The following is a 22024-nucleotide window of genomic DNA, read 5'->3' as shown; positions in this document are numbered from 1 at the left end:
GTTGGTTATTCATATTTGTTCTCTACATTTCGTTACAATACTATCACTGACTAATTTAATAATGGAGTTCTCGTGACTATAAGAGTATTACATGTTCTTGCCGGGCTTAATAGTGGCGGCACGGAATCATTTATTATGAACGTATACAGGAATATAGATCGAAATAAAATCCAGTTTGATTTTTTACTCCGACAGGATAGTGATCCCTGTACTGTTAAAGAAGTTGTAGCTATGGGAGGGAGAATCTATACATTACCTCCTTTTCCTAAAAAAATTCTAGGTAACTATTTAGAGCTGAAACGTTTTTTTAAGGAGAGGGCGGCAGAGTATCAAGTTGTTCATGTGCATTGTAATTCACTAATCTATATTGCTCCTTTATTTGAAGCAAAAAAATATAATATCCCTTGTAGGATTGTTCATAGCCATAATACTCAAGGGGCAAATTTTCGCTTTGTAAAATACATTCATAAATTTAATAAAATTAGAATAAAAAAGCTTGTAACCGAAAGGTTTGCTTGCTCTAAATTAGCTGGTGACTGGATGTTTAACGATAGCTTTAAAGTTATTAATAATGCTATTGATGTCAACAAGTTTAAGTTTAATTTACAGGATCGTGAACAGATTAGAAAGGAATTTGGTATACACGGCAAGTTTGTTATTGGGCATATAGGTAGATTTGTAGAGCAAAAGAACCATGAATTCTTAGTAAATATTTTCCATGAGGTAGCTAAGCTAGACAATGATGCTGTTTTATTACTCATAGGAGAAGGGCCGTTACAATCTAAAATTCGGAGTAAAGTCGAAATTGAAGGGTTAAGCGAAAAAATTATTTTTGCTGACTCTAGAAAAGATATTCCTAATTTACTTAGCGCTATGGATGTAATGGTATTGCCTTCAAATTTCGAAGGTTTAGGTATTGTTCTTGTTGAAGCACAGGCTTCGGGGATCAAAGCTATAACATCAAAAGATGTTGTCCCATTAGAGGCAAAAACAACTGATTTATTAGAATACTTGCCACTGGGTGCTCCAGTACAACTATGGGCAGATAAAATCTTATCAAATAAAGAACCTTACATCCGTGATGACAAATTTGTTGAAATTAAAGCTAACGGTTATGAGATATCCGACTTAGTGGAAAGGCTTCAGAGTTTTTACCTTGGTAATCATGGTGAAGTATAGAGGTTAGTTTTATGATATTTCCATTTCCAAATTATAGAGGTAATATTTAAACAGTATGTCTATTACAGTTGCTATTCCTGTTTACAATGCAGAGAAGTACTTAAAGTTAGCGATAAGCTCGGTACTAAACCAAACATTTGCCGATTTCGAACTCATTATTCTTGATGATGGTAGTACAGATGCTTCTATGAAAATTGCTAAGTCGTTTGAAGATGAGCGAATACGTATTGTGTCGGATGGTCGTAATTTAGGTTTACCAGCACGGTTAAACCAGGTGGTTGAACTCGCAAAATATGACCTAATTGCACGTATGGATGCAGATGATATTATCCCACTAGATCGACTGAAAAAACAGTATGAGTATTTGTCTAACCACCCGGGAAAGGATTTGGTTTCAACTGGATTGGCTTATATTGATGATAACCAAGTACTTGGTGTATCCATCCCTCAGCCTCCTAAGCAGCTAACATTAATCGATATGTTAAATGGAGCACACGGAATTTGCCACGCTTCCCTTCTTGTCAGAAAACCTTGGTATCAGCGTAATAAATACGATGCTAATATGCACCGTGTTGAAGATTTTGAGCTTTGGTTGAGAGCATATCTATCAAAAGACCTAAACGTTGGCTACTTATCGTATATTGGTTATTATTATCGCTCAGATACAACTCTTAATGTTTCTAAATATGTAAATACATTTAAAGGGGGGTTAATTATCGCGAATAAACATAATTTAGGAATTAAATACAAATTAAAGAGCTATCTGAAGATATTAGCCTCTAAGTTAATCTTTGCATTTGGTCTTGAATCGAAATTATTATCTAAACTTAATGGCAAAGGTGTGAATGATGAAGTTAAATTGGAATTTACCAAATTAATCAGCAGGTTGAGTCGATGAAATTACTGTATGTTTTCACTTCTTCTCAATCATCTTTTTACTTTATGGCTGGACAATTTGAATACCTTAGCGATAACGGCTTTAACCTCACAATCCTGCTTCCTAATGATGGTTTTGCAAACAAAGTAAGGGAGAGGCTGCCTACTGTCGATGTACGTATCATCCCAATTGAACGTAAAATTAAGCCAGTTTCTGACTTGAAAGCGCTGTTTAGTATTATGAGGCATATTGCCTCCATTAACCCCGATATTATTCATTTGCATACGCCTAAAGCTGGATTGTTAGGTGGCTTAGCAGCAAAGTTTTTACTTAAAAAAAACGTAGTGTTTCATTTGCATGGGTTAGTATCGGTTAATGGAGGGAAAGTTACTACTGGACTTACTTATAAATTTGAAAAGCTTTCATTAACGCTCGCAGATAAAGTACTAGCCGTTAGTCCTAGTTTAAAATCGTTTTGTATAGAAAACGATCTGGTAAAGGCTGAAAAAATCGAAGTGCTTAATAATGGTACGATCAACGGCATTGACTACAATGGTAAATTTTCTGACAAACAAGCTCTCTACGCAACTGAATTACGAAACACGTTAAATCTTAACAATAGATTTGTTTTAGGTTTTTTAGGAAGGGTAAATGAAGATAAGGGTATTCGATCGTTAATTGAGGTTTACCGTTTGCTCTTCAAAGAGCATAGCAATGTATCATTGTGCATTGTTGGACCTAATGAGTTGCCTGTTTCAATTGAGTCACTATTTGAACCTAACGAGCTAGGCAATGTACTAATTATCGATAGAGTCGAGAGCCCTGAGCATTACCTTAAAATGTTCGATTTACAGCTATTTCTGTCCGTTAGGGAGGGGTTTGGCTTGGCATTGGCTGAAGCTTCCGCAGTGGGCACACCAAGTGTTGCCTATGATATTTTTGGAATTAAGGATGCAATTAAAAATGGCACTACTGGTACACTCGTGCCTTTTAACGATCACGCTGCCATTGTAGCTGCCTGCGATGCCTATATAACATCACCTGAGTTACTCCAAGAGCATTCAACTAATGGTGTTAAATATATCCAAGATAACTTCACACAAGAAGATATCTGGCAAGCTCAAAAAGAGTTTTACTTAAGGTTATTAAACAAGTAATGAAACGACTAATTGATTTTACAGCCTCATTAATAGCACTTATTTTACTTTCGCCAATTATGCTAATTACTGCTTGGCAGATTAAAAAGAAATTAGGTAGTCCTGTACTATTTAAACAGCAACGCCCAGGCTTATTGGGTAAGCCGTTCAACATGCTAAAGTTTCGCAGTATGAAAGATGCGGTTGATGCCAATGGTAATCCACTACCTGATGCTGAGCGTATGACGCCGTTTGGTGACAAGTTACGTTCAAGTAGCTTAGATGAGTTACCAAGCCTTTGGAACGTCTTGAAAGGGGACATGAGTTTAGTCGGTCCTCGTCCGTTGCTCATGCAATACCTACCGCTCTATAGCAAAGAACAATCAAGACGCCATGATGTTCGTCCTGGTGTTACGGGCTGGGCTCAAATCAATGGCCGAAATGCGATCAGTTGGGAAGAAAAGTTTGCCTTAGATGTTTGGTACGTAGATAACAAAACATTATGGCTAGATATTAAGATTCTTTTTATGACGGTAAAAAAGGTCTTCGTAAAGGAAGGCATATCTGCAGACGGTCACGTCACCATAGAGCCATTTACTGGCTCAGAAGAGCAAGGTCGTCGCTAATCATGAAAAGCTGCGCCATTTTAGGAGCCAGTGGACATGGCAAGGTAGTCGCAGAAATTGCAGAGCTAAACGACTATCAACACATCACATTTTTTGATGAGCGCTGGCCCAGCTTAACCTCTGTCGAGCATTGGTCGGTGTCTGGTGACACAAGTACGCTTCTTTCTAACGTGAAAGAGTATGACCTGACTGTTGTCGCGATTGGTCACAATGTGACTCGCTGTTCCAAACAGCGTGAATTGACTTCTGCGGGAGCGAACTTTGGCGTACTTGCTCACCCCAAAGCTGTAATAAGTAAGTACGCTAATATTGGTATCGGTTCGGTTGTTATGGCGAATGCGGTCGTTAACCCTTTTAGTCATATTGGCGTGAGCTGCATTATTAACACAGGATCCACTGTTGATCATGATTGCAAGCTCGCTGAAGGCGTCCATATTAGCCCTGGTGTTAACTTAGCTGGTGGCGTTGACGTTGGCAAAAACACTTGGATAGGAATCGGCAGTCAAATTAAACAACTTGTTGTTATTGGGGGTGATGCCGTCGTTGGCGCAGGTTCAACGGTTATCAATAATGTTCCAAATTTTAAAACCGTCGTGGGCTCTCCAGCTCATGAGCTTATCAAATCATAAAAATTAAAACTGATTAGGTGACATCGTGCTTAATACATCATTTTCCCCATGGCCTTCGTTTACTCAAGAAGAAGCGGACGCGGTAAGTAAAGTAGTACTTTCGAATAAAGTAAATTATTGGACGGGTCAAGAAGGTCGTGAATTCGAAAAAGAGTTTGCGGCTTGGGTTGGCTGTGAATATGCGGTGGCTCTGGGTAACGGTACACTAGCGTTAGATGTTGCACTGAAAGCGTTCGGAGTTGGTCAAGGTGATGAAGTGATCACCACATCTCGTACTTTCTTAGCATCGGCTTCGTCAATTGTAACGGCTGGTGCGACTCCTGTTTTTGCAGATGTGGATCTAAACAGCCAAAACATCACTGCTGAATCGATACAAGCGGTACTTACGCCAAAAACCAAAGTTGTGATTGTTGTTCACCTTGCCGGCATGCCAGCCGAGATGGATACAATTATGGCGCTTTCTGAACAGCATGGCTTCAAGGTAGTTGAAGATTGTGCTCAGGCGCATGGTGCGAAATATAAAGGTCGCAGTGTCGGTACGATTGGGCATATTGGTGCTTGGTCTTTCTGCCAAGACAAGATCATGACCACAGGTGGCGAAGGCGGCATGGTAACCACTAACGACAAAGAACTATGGTCGTTTATGTGGTCTTATAAAGATCATGGTAAAAGCTTTGATGCTATTTACAACCGCGAACACCCACCGGGCTTCCGTTGGCTTCATGAAAGCTTTGGTACCAACTGGCGCATGACAGAAATGCAAGCAGTTATTGGTCGTATACAAATCCAACGTATGGCTGAATGGACGCAAAAGCGTCAAGCAAACGCAGCAGTGATTGAAGCGGCGATGGCTGATCTTGCTATTGTTCGAAGTGTGGATATGCCGGAGTGCATTGAACATGCCGAATATAAGCATTATATGTTCATTCGCCCTGAGCATCTAAAACCAGGTTGGACTCGAGATAAAATTATTGATGCGATTGTTGAGCGCGGTGTACCCGCATATCAAGGCAGTTGTTCTGAGGTTTATCTAGAAAAAGCGTTTGATGGCACAAGTTACAGGCCAGAAACACCGTTAAAGAATGCGGTTGAGTTAGGTAAAACCAGCTTAATGTTTTTGGTGCACCCAACCTTAACGCAGAGTGAGATTGAGAAAACGGCGAAAGTGCTTCGTGCTGTTTTACTTGAAGCTCAAATCTAATCAAATATTATGTTAGGGAAGGTTAGCGCTTTTCCTAATTATCCTCATATGAAAATTTTAATTGTACATATTACAACGTCAGTGAAGAAAAAATAAAATGAAAATTGCAATTGCCGGTACCGGCTATGTGGGCTTATCAAACGCGATGTTGCTGGCACAACATCACGATGTTGTCGCAGTCGATATTATCGAAGAAAAAGTGAGATTGCTGAACGATAAATTATCTCCAATCGTTGATGCTGAAATTGAAGATTTCTTGGCGAATAAGCAACTAAACTTCACCGCTACTCTCAATAAAGAGTTAGCGTATTCCAATGCGGAATACGTCATCATCGCAACACCTACTGATTATGATGTTGAGACTAACTATTTCAATACCTCTTCAGTTGAAGCCGTAATTAAAGATGTGATGGCGATTAACCCAAATGCGGTGATGGTGATTAAATCTACAGTGCCTGTGGGTTATACCTCGCGCATTAAACAAGAACTGGGTTGTGAAAACCTACTGTTTTCTCCTGAGTTCTTACGTGAAGGTAAAGCTTTATACGACAACCTGCATCCATCACGTATTGTCGTGGGTGAGCGCTCTGAGCGTTCACAAGTTTTTGCTAACTTATTGTTAGAAGGGGCGATTAAAAAAGACGTTGACATCCTGTTTACTGACTCAACCGAAGCCGAAGCAGTAAAGTTGTTCTCAAATACCTATTTGGCACTTCGTGTCGCTTACTTTAATGAGCTAGATACTTACGCAGAGTCACACGGGTTAGATACACGTCAAATCATTGATGGTGTCTGCTTAGACCCTCGTATTGGTTCGCATTACAATAACCCTTCATTTGGTTACGGTGGTTACTGCTTGCCAAAAGATACCAAGCAACTGCGTGCTAACTACTCTGATGTGCCAAATAATATTATTGGCGCGATTGTGGACTCTAATACCACACGTAAAGATTTTATCGCCGACTCTATTATTAAAAGAAGCCCTAGGCGTGTCGGTATTTACCGCTTAGTGATGAAGTCAGGTTCTGATAACTTCCGAGCTTCAAGCATCCAAGGCATTATGAAACGCTTGAAAGCAAAAGGTATTGAAGTAGTAGTGTTTGAACCAGAGCTGAAAGAAAAAGAGTTCTTCCGTTCACTAGTGCTCACCGATTTTGACCAATTTAAATCAAGCTGTGATGTGATTGTCTCAAACCGCATGGCTCAAGAACTGGTGGATGTAAAAGACAAAGTCTACACACGCGATCTATTCGGTTCAGATTAAGGGGAGCAAAATGAAGTATTTGGTAACGGGTGCGGCGGGTTTTATCGGCAGTGCAGTAGCAGAGCAGCTAACGGCGAAAGGCCACACGGTTGTCGGTGTCGATAACCTCAATGACTACTACGATGTCGCTTTGAAAGAAGCCCGCCTGGCACGTATTCGGCATGCCAATTTTAAATTGGTTGAGTTAGACATAGCCGACCGCGATGGTGTTGCTAGCTTGTTTGAAGTAGAGCAGTTTGATCAAGTGATCCATTTAGCCGCACAAGCAGGAGTTCGTTATTCTATCGACAACCCACATGCGTATGCGGAATCAAACCTAGTGGGTCACTTAAATATTCTAGAAGGGTGTCGCCACAATAAAGTGCAGCACTTGGTGTATGCCTCTTCAAGCTCGGTGTACGGCTTAAATGCGAAAACGCCGTTCGCAACCTCAGATTCGGTCGATCACCCGGTTTCATTGTACGCAGCGACCAAAAAATCGAATGAGCTCATGGCGCACAGCTATTCTCATCTATACGATATCCCGACCACAGGCCTGCGTTTCTTTACGGTATATGGTTCATGGGGGCGCCCAGATATGGCGCCTTTTATCTTCACTAAGAAGACTTTGGATGGCGACACTATCGATATTAACAACAATGGTGACATGTGGCGTGATTTTACCCATGTAAGCGATATTGTTGAAGGTGTGGTACGCATCGCGGGTGTAGTGCCTACGCGTGATAACGATTGGACAGTCGAGGCGGGTTCTCCAGCAACCAGCTCTGCCCCTTATGCGGTGTATAACATTGGTCATGGCTCTCCAATCAATCTGATGGATTTTGTTAAGGCCATTGAGGATGAGCTGGGCATTGAAGCAAAGAAAAACTTCCGCGAGATGCAGCCTGGTGATGTTTATCAAACTTATGCAGATACACAAGATTTGTTTGCAGTTACGGGCTATACACCGAAGGTAACAGTAAAAGAAGGTGTTGCTGAGTTTATCCAGTGGTACCGCGAGTTTTACGACAAGTAAGATAATCCCATTCTTAGAACGAATATTTCTATTTTCGACATTTACTCTTATAATCATGATCTCAGTGGCTTGAGAGTTTCAGGTATAAGATCATTGTTTGTGTAAGATATTGTCTTAATAAATCATCAATACTTCGATAGCTGAAAGTTGTCGAACTGTTGGTTTTTTATATCAATAACAAATTAAAGCACGAATTAAATATTCGGGTTATCTTTTGCAAGTTCTTTTTGCGAATTTAAATAACGTTCAACACATCCCACTCATGCAGTCTTTGTGGTTTATTAAATAATCATAAATAAGAATAACTTTATGCAACGTCTAAACTTCATATGGCACCTTTCTCGTTTTAAAAAACGGGTTATCAGTGTTTCTATTGATGTATTACTCATTATATTTGCTCTGCACATTGCGTTGTGGACAAGGCTAGGCGATTTCCAATTTTTGAATGATGGCGACAACTTATTACTGACAGGCTTAACAGTAATAATGACAGTGCTTATATTTACTAAATTAGGGCTTTATCGCGCAGTACTTAGGTATCTCACCTTTCAAGCGCTGTTTGTGGTAACGGCTGGCGCAATATTGTCGGCAATATCTTTGGCTCTGTTTGCGTATTATCTGCAAGAACCAGTCCCTCGTACGGTGCCTATTATTTACGGTGCTTATTTAGCTTTGTTATGTGGCGGCTCTCGTTTGGTGGTTCGCAATCTTGTCGCGACGACGTCGAAAGATTCACGTCAAGAAGTATTAATTTACGGTGCGGGCTCTGGCGGCCGACAATTGGCTGTCGCGTTAAGAGCGTCTGAAAACTATCGAGTACGCGCGTTCATTGATGAAGATAAAACGCTCACCAATACGATGATTTTGGGTTTGCCCGTTATTGTATTAGACAAAGCGGAAAGGTTGATTGAGAAGCACGATGTTTCTAAAATCTTGCTCGCGATCCCAAGCGCTTCTCGCGCTCGCCGTAAGCAAGTATTGGATTTGCTGGCGCAGCTGCCCGTTGAGATTCAAACCGTTCCTGAAATGGCGGATATTGTGTCAGGTAAAGCAAAAATTGATGAGCTTACCGATGTACCTATCGAAGATTTGCTTGGTCGTGATGCAGTTGCACCTCAGCAAGCTCTGATGGAAGCGAACATCAAAGGCAAAGTGGTGATGGTGACCGGTGCTGGCGGCTCTATTGGTTCTGAACTTTGTCGTCAGATCCTTAAACAACAACCTAAAACATTAGTGTTGTTTGAAGTGTCTGAATTTGGCTTGTACCAAATTGATCGTGAGCTTTCTTTAGTTAAAGAAACCAAAGGTTACGATGTTGAAATCGTGCCTTTACTAGGTTCCGTTCAGCGCTCACATCGCTTATTGACCTCAATGCAGTCTTTTGGTGTCCAAACGGTTTATCATGCCGCGGCTTATAAACACGTTCCTCTTGTCGAGTACAACGTGGTAGAAGGTGTGCGTAATAATGTTTACGGCACTTACTATACGGCTAAAGCCGCTATTGAAGCGGGTGTTGAGTCTTTCGTGCTTATCTCGACAGACAAAGCGGTACGCCCAACTAACGTGATGGGCACCACCAAGCGTATGGCGGAATTAGGCCTGCAAGCTTTAGCTGAGCAAGAGAACCCAAAAGAGCACGGCACACGTTTCTGTATGGTTCGTTTTGGCAATGTACTTGGCTCGTCTGGCTCGGTTATTCCTCTGTTTAAAAGGCAGATTAAAGCCGGTGGCCCACTTACTGTTACCCACCGCGATATTACCCGTTTCTTTATGACCATCCCTGAAGCGGCGCAGCTGGTTATTCAGGCGGGCGCTATGGGTAAAGGCGGTGATGTGTTTGTTCTTGATATGGGCGAATCGGTCAAAATCACAGACCTTGCAGCAAACTTGATCAACCTTTCAGGCCTTTCTGTTAAGAATGAAGAGAACCCTCATGGTGATATTGAAATCCAGTTCTCCGGCCTGCGCCCTGGTGAGAAGCTCTATGAAGAGTTATTGATTGGCGATAATGTATCCCCAACCGCTCATGAGCGAATCATGACGGCACAAGAAGTGTTCTTACCGATTAATGAATATCACACGCTACTTGAATCTTTGGATTTTGCTTGTCATAACCTACAACATGATGCGATTCGCCAGCTTCTTCTCGATGCACCAACCGGGTTTAAGCCGACAGATGGGGTAGGGGATTTGGTTTGGAATGCTGCTCAGAACCAAGAAGAGCTCCTTCTAGAGCCTAGAGCCTAGAACCGATATTGGGTTCGGTTATTTGAATTATGACCTTCCGTTAGCATGTTTTTTACACAATTCTTGCGAAGGTGTTCTGTTTATTGTCCATAATTACTATGAGCTTTAATAGCGATATGAGGCAGTAATCATGATAATAGATATTTCATCTAATCAAGAAATTGAAGAAAGTTTGGATCAAATATTGTGGGATGATTTTAGCTTTCAATATGTTACCAACAAAACCACAGTGATAGAGCAACCAGCAGTGCATGATCTAAAATCACAGGACGATGATGAAGAGCATGACACTGAAATTAATCTTCTAAACTGAAGAGCCGCGAGGCTACCGTTGTTGCGCTTTTTCAATATAGATGGTGGGGATATAAGTATTCATATCCCTACTTTACTCCAGGGCAAGATCATGAAAAACCCATATGGAATAAGGGATGACGTGAAGTCATATTTTCACTAATTAGATACTGAAGTCACAATAACCTCAATACATCCAAGATCGATTTGATGATCAGATTTAGGTGTGATCATATACTGTTTTTTAACAGTAGATATTTAGCCTAATGAACGGATTAAGCCTTTTGGACCATATTTCAGTTATTCGAGACCCTCGCCAAGCTTGGAAAATAGAGCACACGCTAACCGACATTATCTTCTTAACAATTGCAGCAGTGATTGCTGGTGCTGAAGGTTGGGAGGATATTGAAGATTTTGGTGAAGATAACTTGGAATGGCTTAGACAGTATGGTGATTTCAAACAAGGCATACCAGTACACGATACCATTGCCCGAGTTATCAATCTTATTTCCGCCAAGCAACTGCAACGATGCTTTACTGCGTGGATGAAAGACTGTCATGAGGTGACTGAGGGTGAAGTGATTGCTATCGACGGCAAAACTCTCAGAGGCACATACAACAAAGACAAGCGTTGTGGTGCAATCCATATGGTTAGTGCGTTTAGTGCTGCAAATCAAGTTGTGTTAGGGCAGGTTAAAACAGCAGACAAAAGCAATGAAATCAAAGCGATCCCCGAACTGCTTGAAATGCTTTCCTTACAAGGTTGTTTAGTGACGATTGATGCTATGGGATGCCAGAAGGATATAGCTGAAAAGATAATCGGCCAAGATGCAGATTACCTCTTAGCGGTAAAAGGTAATCAAAAACGATTGGAGCAAGCGATTAGCCAAGTGTTTAATTCTAGTATGCTTAATAGTTTTGAAGGTGATAAATACGTCACTCAAGAGAAAGGACATGGTCGTACAGAAACGCGTTTGAGTATGGTTGTTCACAATACAGATTTCTTAGGCGATATAGCGCTTGATTGGGCGGGACTCTCCACCATTGGTATGGTCGTTTCAATTCGTCAAGAAGGTGATAAGCCAGCAGAAAGAATGCAAATCAAGCACTACATAAGCTCAGCAAAACTAACGGCTAAAGCTTTACTAGAGAGCACGCGAGCACATTGGAGCATTGAAAATCAGATGCACTGGCGATTAGACGTTGGTTTTAAAGAAGATGAATGTCGGATACGTCGAGAGCAAGCCGGTGAGAATTTAGCAGTTATAAGACATATAGCTTTAAATCTGCTGACGGAAGAAATCAGCTTCAAAGCAGGGATCAAAAGAAAGCAGAAAAAAGCGAACCGCAATAACGCTTACCTTTCGCAAGTCCTTGCAGGGCAAGGGGCTTCGTAATCTTGCCCTGTACTTTACTCCCTCCTAAAATGACGCTTTTTTTCACATTCGATCATCCTACCTGCGCCCTTTCTTGATCTTCCACTACAGTTTTGACTGTAAACTGTAGTAAAATTACGCTAATTTGTTTTTATACCGATTTATTTTGAATTGAACGAGGTCAGTCCTATGTCAGCTAAGAAGCCAATGGCTCTAGTGATCCTTGACGGTTACGGTTACCGTGAAGACAACCAAGACAACGCTATCGCGAACGCTAATACACCTGTATTAGACGGTCTTATTGCTAACCAACCTAACACGCTAATCTCGGCTTCTGGCTTAGATGTAGGCCTACCTGATGGCCAAATGGGTAACTCTGAAGTGGGTCACACCAACATTGGTGCGGGTCGCGTGGTATACCAAGATCTTACTCGTATTACTAAGTCAATTTCAGATGGTGAGTTCGGCCAAACTGAAACGCTAGTGAACGCTATCGATAAAGCGGTGAAAGCTGAGAAAGCGGTTCACATCATGGGCCTTATGTCTCCAGGTGGCGTTCACTCTCATGAAGATCACATCTACGCGGCTGTTGAAATGGCAGCAGAACGTGGCGCAGAGAAAATCTACCTACACGCATTCCTAGACGGTCGTGATACGCCGCCACGTAGCGCAGAAAACACACTGGCACGCTTCCAAGAGTTGTTCGCTAAACTAGGCAAAGGCCGTGTTGCTTCGCTTATTGGTCGTTACTACGCAATGGACCGTGATAACAACTGGGATCGCGTTCAAGAGTCTTACGACCTTCTGACTCAAGCAAAAGCAGAGTTCACATTCGACACGGCAGTGGCTGGCCTAGAAGCTGCTTATGCTCGTGACGAAAACGATGAGTTCGTTAAAGCGACGGAAATCAAAGCGGAAGGTGAAGAGTCTGCAGCTATCGTCGATGGCGATGCGGTTATCTTCATGAACTACCGTGCTGACCGTGCGCGTGAAATTACACGTGCATTCGTGCCTGATTTTGATGGTTTTGCTCGTAACGTATTCCCAGCGATCGATTTCGTGATGCTGACTCAATACGCAGCAGACATCCCACTTCTATGTGCGTTCCCACCGGCTTCTCTAGAGAACACTTACGGTGAATGGCTATCGAAGGAAGGTAAAACACAGCTACGTATCTCTGAAACAGAGAAATACGCGCACGTGACGTTCTTCTTCAACGGTGGTAAAGAAGACGAGTTTGAAGGCGAAGAGCGCCAGCTTGTTGCTTCTCCAAAAGTAGCAACGTACGACCTACAGCCAGAAATGAGCGCACCAGAGCTAACTGAAAAGCTAGTTGCAGCAATCAAAGGCGGCAAATACGACGCGATCGTTTGTAACTTCCCTAACTGTGACATGGTTGGCCACACTGGCGTTTACGATGCAGCAGTTAAAGCGGTAGAGTCGCTAGACGAATGTCTTGGCAAAGTGGTTGAAGCAATCAAAGAAGCCGATGGCCAACTGCTAATCACAGCGGACCACGGTAACGCGGAAATGATGGTAAACCCAGAAACGGGTGGCATCCACACTGCACACACTAACCTACCAGTGCCACTTATCTACGTGGGCAGCAAAGACGTTGAGTTCAAAGAGGGCGGTAAGCTGTCTGACTTAGCACCAACGATGCTTTCTTTATCTGGTATCGCAATCCCGGCTGAAATGTCAGGCGATGTGATCGTTAAATAGTCAGTAGTTAAATAGTTGTTTGGCTCAGCGGCTCACGTTGAGCTTTAACGATTTTGAAAGCCCGCACTTAAAAGTGCGGGCTTTTTTATAGATGTGAGATACGAGTAAGCGAGATGAGAAGAGCTTAAGAACGGATGCGTGATGTGAGATACGGGTAAACGAGTAGCGAAGAGCTTAAGGACAGGTATTGGGTAAGAAAAACATGCAGGGGAGAACATAAGGGCACGACCTTAAACAAAAGACGAAAAGAACAGTCTTGATGAATATCGAAAGAGTGACATTTCTTGAATGATTAGGTAGCTTAAGGCTCATACTATACTTGTCTTTTACCTTATATTTAGGCTGTTTATATGAACTCAAACCCAGACCGCTGGAAGCAACGACTGCAAAACTTAATGAAAGCGCAGCAAAGGCTTGAGAGAGCGTGCTCACAAGATAGCTACAATGAGTTAGAGCTCGCTGGGTTAGTACAAACTTTTGAATTTTCTTTCGAACTGACATGGAAGACCCTTAAAGACTTACTTGAGTTTGAAGGGTTTGATGTGGCTTCGCCGAGGAGCGTTTTTCGTACGGCCTTAGAAGCTAAGCACCTGTCTTCGGAGCAGTGTGAGATTATGCTTGAAGCACTCATAAAACGAAATTTATTGTCCCACACCTATGATGAGGAAAATGTCCTTGAAGCTCAGTCACTGATCTTAGAGTCATTTTCACCAGTGATAGGGCAAGTCACACTCTATTTAAAGCTTAAATGTGATCAAGAGGGTCAATGCGAACAAGAGGTTAAATGTGATCGATAGTTATTTGGTTAAACCAGACTCGGTCGGCCTTAAGCCTCATCAGTATCAGTTGATTGAGGATATTGTTTTGAGTCATGCCGCAGTCATTCATGCCTGGGTATTCGGTTCTAGAGCCCTTGGAACTTATAAAGATAACTCCGACATCGATATTGTTATAGAGGGGCATGGGATTTCGTTAAGTGTCGTCGCAGGCTTGCAAGATCGTTTAGAACAGTCGTCACTTCCATTCAAGGTTGACTTGCTCGTTAAGCATAGAATTACATCAAGCGAGTTACTTGCCCATATTGACACTTATGGGATTAAACTAAAGTAACCGAACGTATTATTATCAGCGTAACGGTGATGTTGATTCTTGAACCGATTGTTTACGTTTTGCCAGTTTATCTCGAATCTGAGTACCTGAATTGACTCGGCCATGTTTTTTATCATCAATAGAAAACGATAATAGTTTCATTAGCGCTATAGCTCCATCTCTACGCTTTCGATCTTCATAAGATTCAATCGTATAAGCGGACATTACCATCACCTCTTTGTATGAAATTTTAAATATAGACTATATGTTGTCTGGTGATAATGGCGCTTCTTGATGGCGAAATTTTATATTATTGATCTAGTGAGATAAGGTTTACTTCTTTTTATTTAAGATCGAACGCTCAAAATCTAACAACCACTCTTTGCGATTCATACCGCCGGTGTAGCCGGTTAATGTTCCATTCGCGCCGATGACTCTATGGCAAGGCACAACAATACTAAATGGGTTCTTGCCATTTGCACCACCCACTGCTCTTACGGCTTTTGGGTTGTCCATTCTCTTTGCTTGCTCACCGTAACTGATGGTTTCGCCATAAGGAATGGTTGTTAAAGCCTGCCAAGCTACTTTTTGAAACTCAGTGCCTTTTATCGCTCTTAATGGCAAATCGAATTCTATTCGATGACCTGCGAAGTACTCATCTAACTGTTTCGCTGCCAGTTGGCAAAGGTCATCTGGATTGCTAATCATTAGCTCTTCGTGATTTATATGGTCAATTTCAACAAGCGACACACCATTGCTCACAATGATCATCTTGCCAATCGGCGCGTCATAGAACATTTTGTAAGTGGTGTCTTCCATGTCATCTTCCTTTTTTTAGTCTTTTTCTGCTCTCAAGCTCTTCGAATCTCGTAACTGCTCTTAAGCTCTTAAATCTTTTCGCATCCCGGTTACTCGCATCTCGTATCTGCTCTTAAATCTTTTCGCATCCCGGTTACTCGCATCTCGTATCTGCTCTTATATCTTTTCGTATCCCGCATCTGCTTTACCCCTTACACGAAGCGCAAACAAGTACCCTGAAATACCGCCGACAATGTTCCCCAAGGCTAAGCCTATAAACAGCCCTTCGACACCATCAATTTGGCTGCCTATCCAAGCGAATGGCAAGGTAAAGACAAACAAACGCATGAAGCTCCATTGAAAGGCTTTGAGTGGTTGATGCATGGCATTCATCCCACTGATCAGCATCATCACAATGCCTTGGAATCCATAGCTAAAGGGCACGACTAACAGGTAATGCCACAATATGCCTCGGACGGATTCTTCTTGAGAGAACAGGGCAGCCAAAGGAATGCTCAACGGCACCATCATTAAGAAAATCAAACCTTGGAACATCACAGCAAAACGCATACTCAGAAACAGTGCCTTAAAACTGCGTTGTGGGTTGTTTGCGCCAAAGTTCTGCGCCATGAAAGGCGTAAGCGCCGAAGTAAGAGACATCAACACAATGATAAGAATGGACTCGATACGTTGCGCTGCGCCATACGCCGCCACGGCTTCAGTCCCTTGTTTGGCCAACATCATCATGATGATAGCGCCGGCAAGTGGGTTCAGAGCGTTAGACAAAGCCGCTGGGGTGCCTATTTTTAAGATCTGTCGCCAGTCACTGACGATGTTTGTCAGCTTAGGCGGCGCAAGCAGTTTTTCTCGCACCATCAATACGTAGAGTGAGCCACACAAAGCACCAAACCAACTGAAACCACTGGCAATCGCAGCGCCTTGAATCCCCAGTTCAGGAAAAGGCCCATACCCGAAGATGAGTAGCGGATCTAAAACGCCATTGATAAGGCCAGCCAGTAGCATAATCTTGGCGGGTGTTTTCGTATCACCGGTCGCTCGAATCGCGCTGTTGCCTGCCATGGGGATGACCAAAAATGGGATCGCGAGATACCACACCGACATGTATTCCGATATCAGCGGCAACAACTCTTGCTTTGCTCCTAGCAGGCTAAACAGTGGTTCTAAGGCGATAATACCTAGCGCAGACGCGCAGCCGACCAGAAGCAGAGCCAGCAATAAGCCATGACAGGTAAAGCGTGCTGCATTTTGTGCGTTGCCTTGGCCAAGTAATCTTCCGATACATGTCGACAAGCCAATACCAATCCCCATGGTGATGCAGTTGATAGCAAAGGTGACTGGAAAGGTAAAACTCACCGCGGCTAAGGCTTGGGTGCCAAGCAATGAGATGAAGAAAGTATCGACGAGGTTAAACATCAAGATCGCCACCATACCGAATATGGTCGGTATGGTCATGGTACGCAATGTACTCTCAATTGGGGCAGTTAATAGCCCGTGCTTATCTTGCATGCAAAACGCCGATAGAAACCAAAAGCGTAGGATAAACAGATGCGGGATACGAGTAAACGAAAAGCAGGGAAAGATGAGGGGTGAGAATCTGCACTTTAGCTCACAATTTTTTCGTTCCCCCCTTGGGATCTTTCACATCGCCCCCAACATATTGTTTGACCCACGCTAATCGTGGCAACTATCAAAATTTAAATGGAAATTATCAGGAGATAAGACCGATGAATATCCGTCCTCTACATGACCGAGTTATCGTTGAGCGCCAAGAAGTTGAATCTAAATCTGCTGGTGGCATCGTTCTAACTGGTTCTGCCGCAGAAAAATCGACTCGCGGTATCATTCTAGCTGTCGGCAAAGGCCGCATTCTAGAAAACGGTTCAGTGCAACCGTTGGACGTAAAAGTTGGCGATACCGTTATCTTTGCTGAAGGTTACGGCACGAAAACTGAAAAAATCGACGGCAAAGAAGTTCTGATTATGTCTGAAAACGACATCATGGCGATCGTCGAGTAATCTATTTTTCATTTAACTCTCAGTAAAAGTTATCAGAGCCAGTATTGGATGATTCATATCGTCATTCCAGAAATGAGGAACGAATTATCTGGAATCTAAACAGAGTGCGATTTGAGTAGATTCTGAATCACGTTCGTCCCTCACTGTTCAGAATGACGCGATAAAGCTGAGACGCCCCGAAACAAAGAATTTGAAAGGAAATTAAGATGGCTGCTAAAGACGTTAAATTTGGTAATGACGCACGTATTAAAATGCTAGAAGGTGTAAACGTTCTGGCTGACGCAGTAAAAGTAACGCTAGGTCCTAAAGGCCGTAACGTTGTTCTAGACAAATCATTTGGCGCACCAACGATCACTAAAGATGGTGTTTCAGTTGCACGTGAAATCGAACTTGAAGACAAGTTCCAAAACATGGGCGCGCAAATGGTTAAAGAAGTGGCTTCGCAAGCGAATGACGCGGCGGGCGACGGTACGACTACAGCAACAGTTCTTGCTCAAGCAATCATCACTGAAGGCTTAAAAGCCGTTGCTGCTGGCATGAATCCAATGGATCTTAAGCGCGGTATCGACAAAGCAGTTATCGCTGCAGTTGAAGAGCTAAAAGGCCTTTCTGTTCCATGCGCAGATACAAAAGCTATCGCGCAAGTAGGTACTATCTCTGCGAACTCTGATTCGACAGTAGGTAACATCATTGCTGAAGCGATGGAAAAAGTAGGTCGTGATGGCGTAATCACGGTTGAAGAAGGTCAGGCTCTACAAGACGAGCTAGACGTAGTTGAAGGTATGCAGTTCGATCGCGGTTACCTATCTCCTTACTTCATCAACAACCAAGAAGCAGGTTCTGTTGATCTAGAAAGCCCATTCATCCTTCTTATCGACAAGAAAGTTTCAAACATCCGTGAACTTCTTCCGACTCTAGAAGCAGTTGCTAAGGCATCTCGTCCACTTCTTATCATCGCTGAAGATGTAGAAGGCGAAGCGCTTGCAACTCTAGTTGTGAACAACATGCGTGGCATCGTTAAAGTGGCTGCTGTTAAAGCGCCTGGTTTCGGTGACCGTCGTAAGTCTATGCTACAAGATATCGCTATCCTAACGGGCGGTACGGTTATCTCTGAAGAGATCGGCCTAGACCTAGAGAAAGTAACGCTAGAAGACCTAGGTCAAGCTAAGCGTGTAACTATCACTAAAGAAAACTCAACCATCATCGATGGCGCGGGCGAAGAAACAATGATCCAAGGTCGCGTTTCTCAAATCCGTCAACAAATCGAAGATGCAACGTCTGACTACGACAAAGAGAAACTTCAAGAGCGCGTAGCTAAGCTAGCTGGCGGTGTTGCAGTAATCAAAGTAGGCGCTGCAACTGAAGTTGAGATGAAAGAGAAGAAAGACCGCGTAGAAGATGCACTTCACGCAACTCGCGCTGCCGTTGAAGAAGGTGTGGTTGCTGGTGGTGGTGTTGCACTTATCCGCGCTGCATCTAAAGTTGCTGGCCTTGAAGGTGACAACGAAGAGCAAAACGTAGGTATCCGTGTTGCACTACGTGCAATGGAAGCACCGATTCGTCAAATCACTAAGAACGCTGGTGATGAAGAATCAGTGGTTGCTAACAACGTTCGTGCTGGCGAAGGCAACTACGGTTACAACGCGGCGACTGGCGAATACGGCGACATGATTGCTATGGGTATCCTAGATCCAACTAAGGTAACTCGTTCTGCACTTCAGTTCGCAGCGTCAGTTGCTGGTCTTATGATCACAACAGAAGCGATGATCACTGATAAGCCACAAGATTCTGGCCCTGCAATGCCTGATATGGGTGGCATGGGCGGTATGGGTGGTATGGGTGGCATGATGTAATCATCCCCCTTTCTCTATAGCAGAGAAAGTCACACATAAGCTTTAGAAAACGGAGACTTCGGTCTCCGTTTTTTTGCTCTTAAGCCTTATTTATTCGCATCCCGTATCTGTATTTCAGCTTCACCATCACCCTTTTTTCCAAAGCTCCTTGGTCAGCCTGCCTTGTGCGTAAACTGTTGTTCATCAATTTTTTGCAGCATCATGTCACGCTTAAATGGTTTTGGAAGATAATCGTTCATTCCACACTCGAAGCAACGTTTAATATCATCATCGAGCACGGATGCCGTTAAAGCGAGGATATGTGTTGCCTGAAGTTGCAGGTTTTCTTCATAGCGCCTGATTAGCTCTGTTGCCTCAAAGCCATCTACATTCGGCATCATGCAGTCCATCAAGATAAGGCCGATGTCTTGATGATGCTCTTTATATAAATCAATCGCTTCTTGTCCATCATTGGCAACCCAATATTCAATCCCTAACTTATCTAAATTGATACATACCACCTTCTGATTTACGCGGTTATCTTCAACTACGAGGACTTTTTGACGTACAGTCGCTTCTATCGGCTCAGGTTGATGTTGAGGGGGTTGTGGCTGTGACCTTTCAAGCACGGAGTTCAACATGCTACTTAAGCGGGAACCGAGCATAGGAAGAGTCACATAGCCTGAGATAAAATGACACTCACTCATAGGATCACTAAGATTATCTTTCACTATGATGATTTTCACCTCTGGTGCTAAGCGATGCAGTGTTTTGGCTTGGTTAATATCTTCCATCAAAGCGATCTCTGGGAGGTCAGTTGCCGCCAAGTTTGTTTCGATTGATTTTAGTTGTGGTGAGTAACCAAGGCGGAACAAGTCATCGAGTAAAAGTTTCGATGGCGCATCTGAATAATAGACAACGGTTTGTTTACGATTTTTATGTTCAGAATGATCTGATGGCACTACGGTTAATTGGAAATGAAAGCAACTGCCCACGTCTTTCTCTGACTCAACGTTTATCGAGCCTCCCATCATTTCCACCATACGTGACGAAATACTAAGCCCTAATCCGGTCCCCGCAATATTGGAGGTGATGTTGGTATCTTCTTGGCAAAACGCTTTGAAAATGTGCTCTTGTTGGTCTGCTGCGATACCAATACCCGTATCTCGAACAGAAAACTCGACCACACACTCTGTTTCCAATGATGGAAGCCGTTTAGCGGTGAATACGATAGAGCCTTGTTCTGTAAATTTGATCGCATTTGAGGCTAAATTCATCAACACTTGGCGAATTTTATTCCCATCAACATGAATGTACTCTGGGAGCTCGCCATCAATTTCAACTTCCAACTTAATCTGCTTTTGATAAGCTTTAGAAGAAATCAGAGTCACGCTATCAAACAGCAGCTCTCTTAAGTCTGTCGTATGTGGATTAATTTCCAGTTTACCCGATTCAATTTTGGACAGATCGAGAACATCGTTGATCAACATAAGTAAGGTTTGAGAAGAGGTATAGATAGTCCCAAGGCAGTCTTTCTGTTCTGCGGATAGTTTGGTTTCTGCCAGTATTTCTGACATACCAATCACGCCATTAAGCGGTGTCCGTATCTCATGAGACATATTGGCAAGAAAGGCACTTTTTGCACGGTTTGCTTGTCGTGCTTTCTCTTGTGAAACAATCAATTGAGTTTCAAGTTGACTGGCACGCCACACAACATAAAGCAGCACCAGTAACGTCACCCCTCCTAATGCGGCTGTCGATAAGTAGCTGTACGACTTTATCTGCGTCAGGCTCTCTGCGATCTGCTTGGGTGTTTCGGTGAAAAGTAAGTTGAGCTCATCTTCAACATGATAAATACTGCTGGTGAGTTCTCCTTTGAGGCCGCTATCAGAGCTGTACCCGACACTCTTTAACCCTCGCTGCAATCGCCAAAAGTGGCGTTTAAAATTATTAAACGAAGCTAATGCACTGATCGTTCGGGAATTCTGTTCTATTTCATCTTGGATTTTGAACAATGAATCGACAATCTTATCTAATGTTGTCTGATCAAAATCGGTAAAGAACTGATACATGAGATCTTGTGTTTCTAAAGTCAATTCTTCAAGCTGCACATTATTGGATTCATGTACGAAGCGCTCAAGTGTCAACGCTGCATTTTTTAGTTTCTCAATGAGCCCAATTTGGTCCCTCTTGCCATGTATGCTGACTAACTCAAGGGCTAATAATGTAAAGGCGGTGTGGTACTCGTCGAGATACTCGACAACTTTGGCATAATTAAAAGAAATATTGAGGTCGCTTCGTACGATTTTCCCATCGATCTCAGCCAGCTTTTCGATCAGCTGACTTCGCTTTATATTGAGTTGTTCTTGAATCTCTGGTTGCCTTGTGGAAACAAACTGCTGCTCTTGTCGTCTGACAGAGAGCATAACGCTATAAGCTTCAGAAAGACTGAGCTGGAGATTAATCATGTCCTGCTCTTTGTTCTTCAGAGCATGGCTAACATAGATATAGAGGCCTAAAAATAACACGATAGCCAAAAAACCACGCGAAATAATCGCTTTAATGGTCTGTTTATTCGTAGGTTCCTTAATCATGATATTCCCACTGTTTCATATCGTTCTATTCCTATATTAGAATTTAGTTTATTTTCAGAATTTTACGAACATTAGTTTTTGAATACCTGAGGTCTGTTGAGCTTTTATCAAT

Annotated in this window: 20 protein-coding genes; 16 read left to right on the top strand and 4 right to left on the bottom strand. The window is 42.7% G+C overall.

All coding sequences use genetic code 11. The annotated features are described in order from the left end of the window. The first annotated feature begins 72 nt into the window (after positions 1-72). From LMH68_RS06910 to LMH68_RS06845, 14 genes are all read left to right on the top strand, one after another. A complete protein-coding gene (locus tag LMH68_RS06910) occupies positions 73-1179 on the top strand; it encodes a glycosyltransferase family 1 protein (protein ID WP_229648383.1) in 1107 nt (368 codons plus the stop codon). Between the two features lie 55 nt (positions 1180-1234). Next, complete coding sequence (locus LMH68_RS06905; RefSeq protein WP_229648384.1) at positions 1235-2077, top strand: glycosyltransferase family 2 protein; 843 nt, start codon at positions 1235-1237, stop codon at positions 2075-2077. Continuing rightward, the gene (locus LMH68_RS06900; protein WP_229648385.1) at positions 2074-3213 is read left to right on the top strand and encodes a glycosyltransferase; all 1140 of its coding nucleotides are present in this window, start codon (positions 2074-2076) and stop codon (positions 3211-3213) included. The genes LMH68_RS06905 and LMH68_RS06900 overlap by 4 nt, the downstream gene beginning before the upstream one ends. Then, complete coding sequence (locus LMH68_RS06895) at positions 3213-3818, top strand: sugar transferase (RefSeq protein WP_229648386.1); 606 nt, start codon at positions 3213-3215, stop codon at positions 3816-3818. Before LMH68_RS06900 ends, LMH68_RS06895 begins: the two co-directional genes overlap by 1 nt. Positions 3819-3820: 2 nt before the next feature. After that, positions 3821-4447 carry an acetyltransferase gene (locus LMH68_RS06890; protein ID WP_229648387.1) on the top strand — a complete coding sequence of 209 codons (627 nt, stop codon included), beginning with the start codon at positions 3821-3823 and terminating at the stop codon, positions 4445-4447. Positions 4448-4472: 25 nt separating this feature from the next. Next, the gene (locus LMH68_RS06885; RefSeq protein WP_229648388.1) at positions 4473-5648 is read left to right on the top strand and encodes a DegT/DnrJ/EryC1/StrS family aminotransferase; all 1176 of its coding nucleotides are present in this window, start codon (positions 4473-4475) and stop codon (positions 5646-5648) included. A gap of 97 nt (positions 5649-5745) precedes the next feature. Beyond that, positions 5746-6912: a nucleotide sugar dehydrogenase gene (locus tag LMH68_RS06880; RefSeq protein ID WP_229648389.1), complete on the top strand. Its 1167-nt coding sequence runs from the start codon at positions 5746-5748 to the stop codon at positions 6910-6912. Between the two features lie 10 nt (positions 6913-6922). Continuing rightward, positions 6923-7927, top strand: a complete 1005-nt coding sequence (locus tag LMH68_RS06875) for an NAD-dependent epimerase (RefSeq protein ID WP_229648390.1) — start codon at positions 6923-6925, stop codon at positions 7925-7927. A 309-nt stretch (positions 7928-8236) separates the two neighbouring features. Beyond that, positions 8237-10174, top strand: coding sequence for a polysaccharide biosynthesis protein (locus LMH68_RS06870; protein WP_229648391.1), 1938 nt, complete (start codon positions 8237-8239; stop codon positions 10172-10174). 130 nt (positions 10175-10304) lie between these two features. Beyond that, positions 10305-10487 carry a hypothetical protein gene (locus tag LMH68_RS06865; RefSeq protein WP_017063154.1) on the top strand — a complete coding sequence of 61 codons (183 nt, stop codon included), beginning with the start codon at positions 10305-10307 and terminating at the stop codon, positions 10485-10487. Between the two features lie 244 nt (positions 10488-10731). Then, the gene (locus tag LMH68_RS06860; protein ID WP_413755675.1) at positions 10732-11862 is read left to right on the top strand and encodes an ISAs1 family transposase; all 1131 of its coding nucleotides are present in this window, start codon (positions 10732-10734) and stop codon (positions 11860-11862) included. Positions 11863-12030: 168 nt separating this feature from the next. Beyond that, positions 12031-13563, top strand: a complete 1533-nt coding sequence (gene gpmM / locus LMH68_RS06855; protein ID WP_052880191.1) for a 2,3-bisphosphoglycerate-independent phosphoglycerate mutase — start codon at positions 12031-12033, stop codon at positions 13561-13563. A 350-nt stretch (positions 13564-13913) separates the two neighbouring features. Beyond that, positions 13914-14360 carry an HI0074 family nucleotidyltransferase substrate-binding subunit gene (locus LMH68_RS06850; RefSeq protein WP_017093683.1) on the top strand — a complete coding sequence of 149 codons (447 nt, stop codon included), beginning with the start codon at positions 13914-13916 and terminating at the stop codon, positions 14358-14360. Further along, positions 14350-14673 (top strand): nucleotidyltransferase family protein, encoded by a 324-nt coding sequence (locus tag LMH68_RS06845; RefSeq protein WP_017063157.1) that lies wholly within the window; start codon positions 14350-14352, stop codon positions 14671-14673. The genes LMH68_RS06850 and LMH68_RS06845 overlap by 11 nt, the downstream gene beginning before the upstream one ends. Positions 14674-14688: 15 nt before the next feature. Here LMH68_RS06845 and LMH68_RS06840 read toward each other — a convergent pair whose 3' ends face one another. From LMH68_RS06840 to LMH68_RS06830, 3 genes are all read right to left on the bottom strand, one after another. After that, positions 14689-14814, bottom strand: coding sequence for a hypothetical protein (locus LMH68_RS06840; RefSeq protein ID WP_258183539.1), 126 nt, complete (start codon positions 14812-14814; stop codon positions 14689-14691). Positions 14815-14985: 171 nt separating this feature from the next. After that, a complete protein-coding gene (locus LMH68_RS06835) occupies positions 14986-15471 on the bottom strand; it encodes a methylated-DNA--[protein]-cysteine S-methyltransferase (RefSeq protein WP_229648325.1) in 486 nt (161 codons plus the stop codon). 156 nt (positions 15472-15627) lie between these two features. Continuing rightward, on the bottom strand, positions 15628-16977 hold the full coding sequence (locus LMH68_RS06830) for an MATE family efflux transporter (protein ID WP_229648326.1): 1350 nt from the start codon (positions 16975-16977) through the stop codon (positions 15628-15630). A gap of 218 nt (positions 16978-17195) precedes the next feature. Between LMH68_RS06830 and LMH68_RS06825 the strand changes: the two genes are divergently transcribed. Further along, positions 17196-17486, top strand: coding sequence for a co-chaperone GroES (locus LMH68_RS06825; protein WP_010433998.1), 291 nt, complete (start codon positions 17196-17198; stop codon positions 17484-17486). A gap of 206 nt (positions 17487-17692) precedes the next feature. Further along, entirely contained in the window at positions 17693-19339 is a 1647-nt protein-coding gene (gene groL, locus LMH68_RS06820) for a chaperonin GroEL (RefSeq protein ID WP_017061290.1), read from the top strand. Between the two features lie 152 nt (positions 19340-19491). Here groL and LMH68_RS06815 read toward each other — a convergent pair whose 3' ends face one another. Next, the gene (locus LMH68_RS06815) at positions 19492-21912 is read right to left on the bottom strand and encodes an ATP-binding protein (RefSeq protein ID WP_229648327.1); all 2421 of its coding nucleotides are present in this window, start codon (positions 21910-21912) and stop codon (positions 19492-19494) included. Between the last annotated feature and the right edge of the window lie 112 nt (positions 21913-22024).

This window comes from Vibrio sp. F13 (genome assembly GCF_020806305.2).
Classification (GTDB): Bacteria; Pseudomonadota; Gammaproteobacteria; order Enterobacterales; family Vibrionaceae; genus Vibrio; species Vibrio crassostreae_C.
Note: the sequence above shows the minus strand (reverse complement) of the source record. Positions and strands in the feature narration are given on the sequence as shown.

Coding starts and splice junctions, on each gene's coding strand:
- LMH68_RS06900 (WP_229648385.1), top strand. CDS start 2,074: ATGAAATTACTGTATGTTTTCACTTCTTCTCAATCATCTTTTTACTTT.
- LMH68_RS06830 (WP_229648326.1), bottom strand. CDS start 16,977: ATGCAAGATAAGCACGGGCTATTAACTGCCCCAATTGAGAGTACATTG.
- LMH68_RS06825 (WP_010433998.1), top strand. CDS start 17,196: ATGAATATCCGTCCTCTACATGACCGAGTTATCGTTGAGCGCCAAGAA.
- LMH68_RS06815 (WP_229648327.1), bottom strand. CDS start 21,912: ATGATTAAGGAACCTACGAATAAACAGACCATTAAAGCGATTATTTCG.
- LMH68_RS06870 (WP_229648391.1), top strand. CDS start 8,237: ATGCAACGTCTAAACTTCATATGGCACCTTTCTCGTTTTAAAAAACGG.
- LMH68_RS06895 (WP_229648386.1), top strand. CDS start 3,213: ATGAAACGACTAATTGATTTTACAGCCTCATTAATAGCACTTATTTTA.
- LMH68_RS06890 (WP_229648387.1), top strand. CDS start 3,821: ATGAAAAGCTGCGCCATTTTAGGAGCCAGTGGACATGGCAAGGTAGTC.
- LMH68_RS06865 (WP_017063154.1), top strand. CDS start 10,305: ATGATAATAGATATTTCATCTAATCAAGAAATTGAAGAAAGTTTGGAT.
- LMH68_RS06880 (WP_229648389.1), top strand. CDS start 5,746: ATGAAAATTGCAATTGCCGGTACCGGCTATGTGGGCTTATCAAACGCG.
- LMH68_RS06840 (WP_258183539.1), bottom strand. CDS start 14,814: ATGAAACTATTATCGTTTTCTATTGATGATAAAAAACATGGCCGAGTC.
- LMH68_RS06905 (WP_229648384.1), top strand. CDS start 1,235: ATGTCTATTACAGTTGCTATTCCTGTTTACAATGCAGAGAAGTACTTA.
- gpmM (WP_052880191.1), top strand. CDS start 12,031: ATGTCAGCTAAGAAGCCAATGGCTCTAGTGATCCTTGACGGTTACGGT.
- groL (WP_017061290.1), top strand. CDS start 17,693: ATGGCTGCTAAAGACGTTAAATTTGGTAATGACGCACGTATTAAAATG.
- LMH68_RS06875 (WP_229648390.1), top strand. CDS start 6,923: ATGAAGTATTTGGTAACGGGTGCGGCGGGTTTTATCGGCAGTGCAGTA.
- LMH68_RS06860 (WP_413755675.1), top strand. CDS start 10,732: ATGAACGGATTAAGCCTTTTGGACCATATTTCAGTTATTCGAGACCCT.
- LMH68_RS06835 (WP_229648325.1), bottom strand. CDS start 15,471: ATGGAAGACACCACTTACAAAATGTTCTATGACGCGCCGATTGGCAAG.
- LMH68_RS06850 (WP_017093683.1), top strand. CDS start 13,914: ATGAACTCAAACCCAGACCGCTGGAAGCAACGACTGCAAAACTTAATG.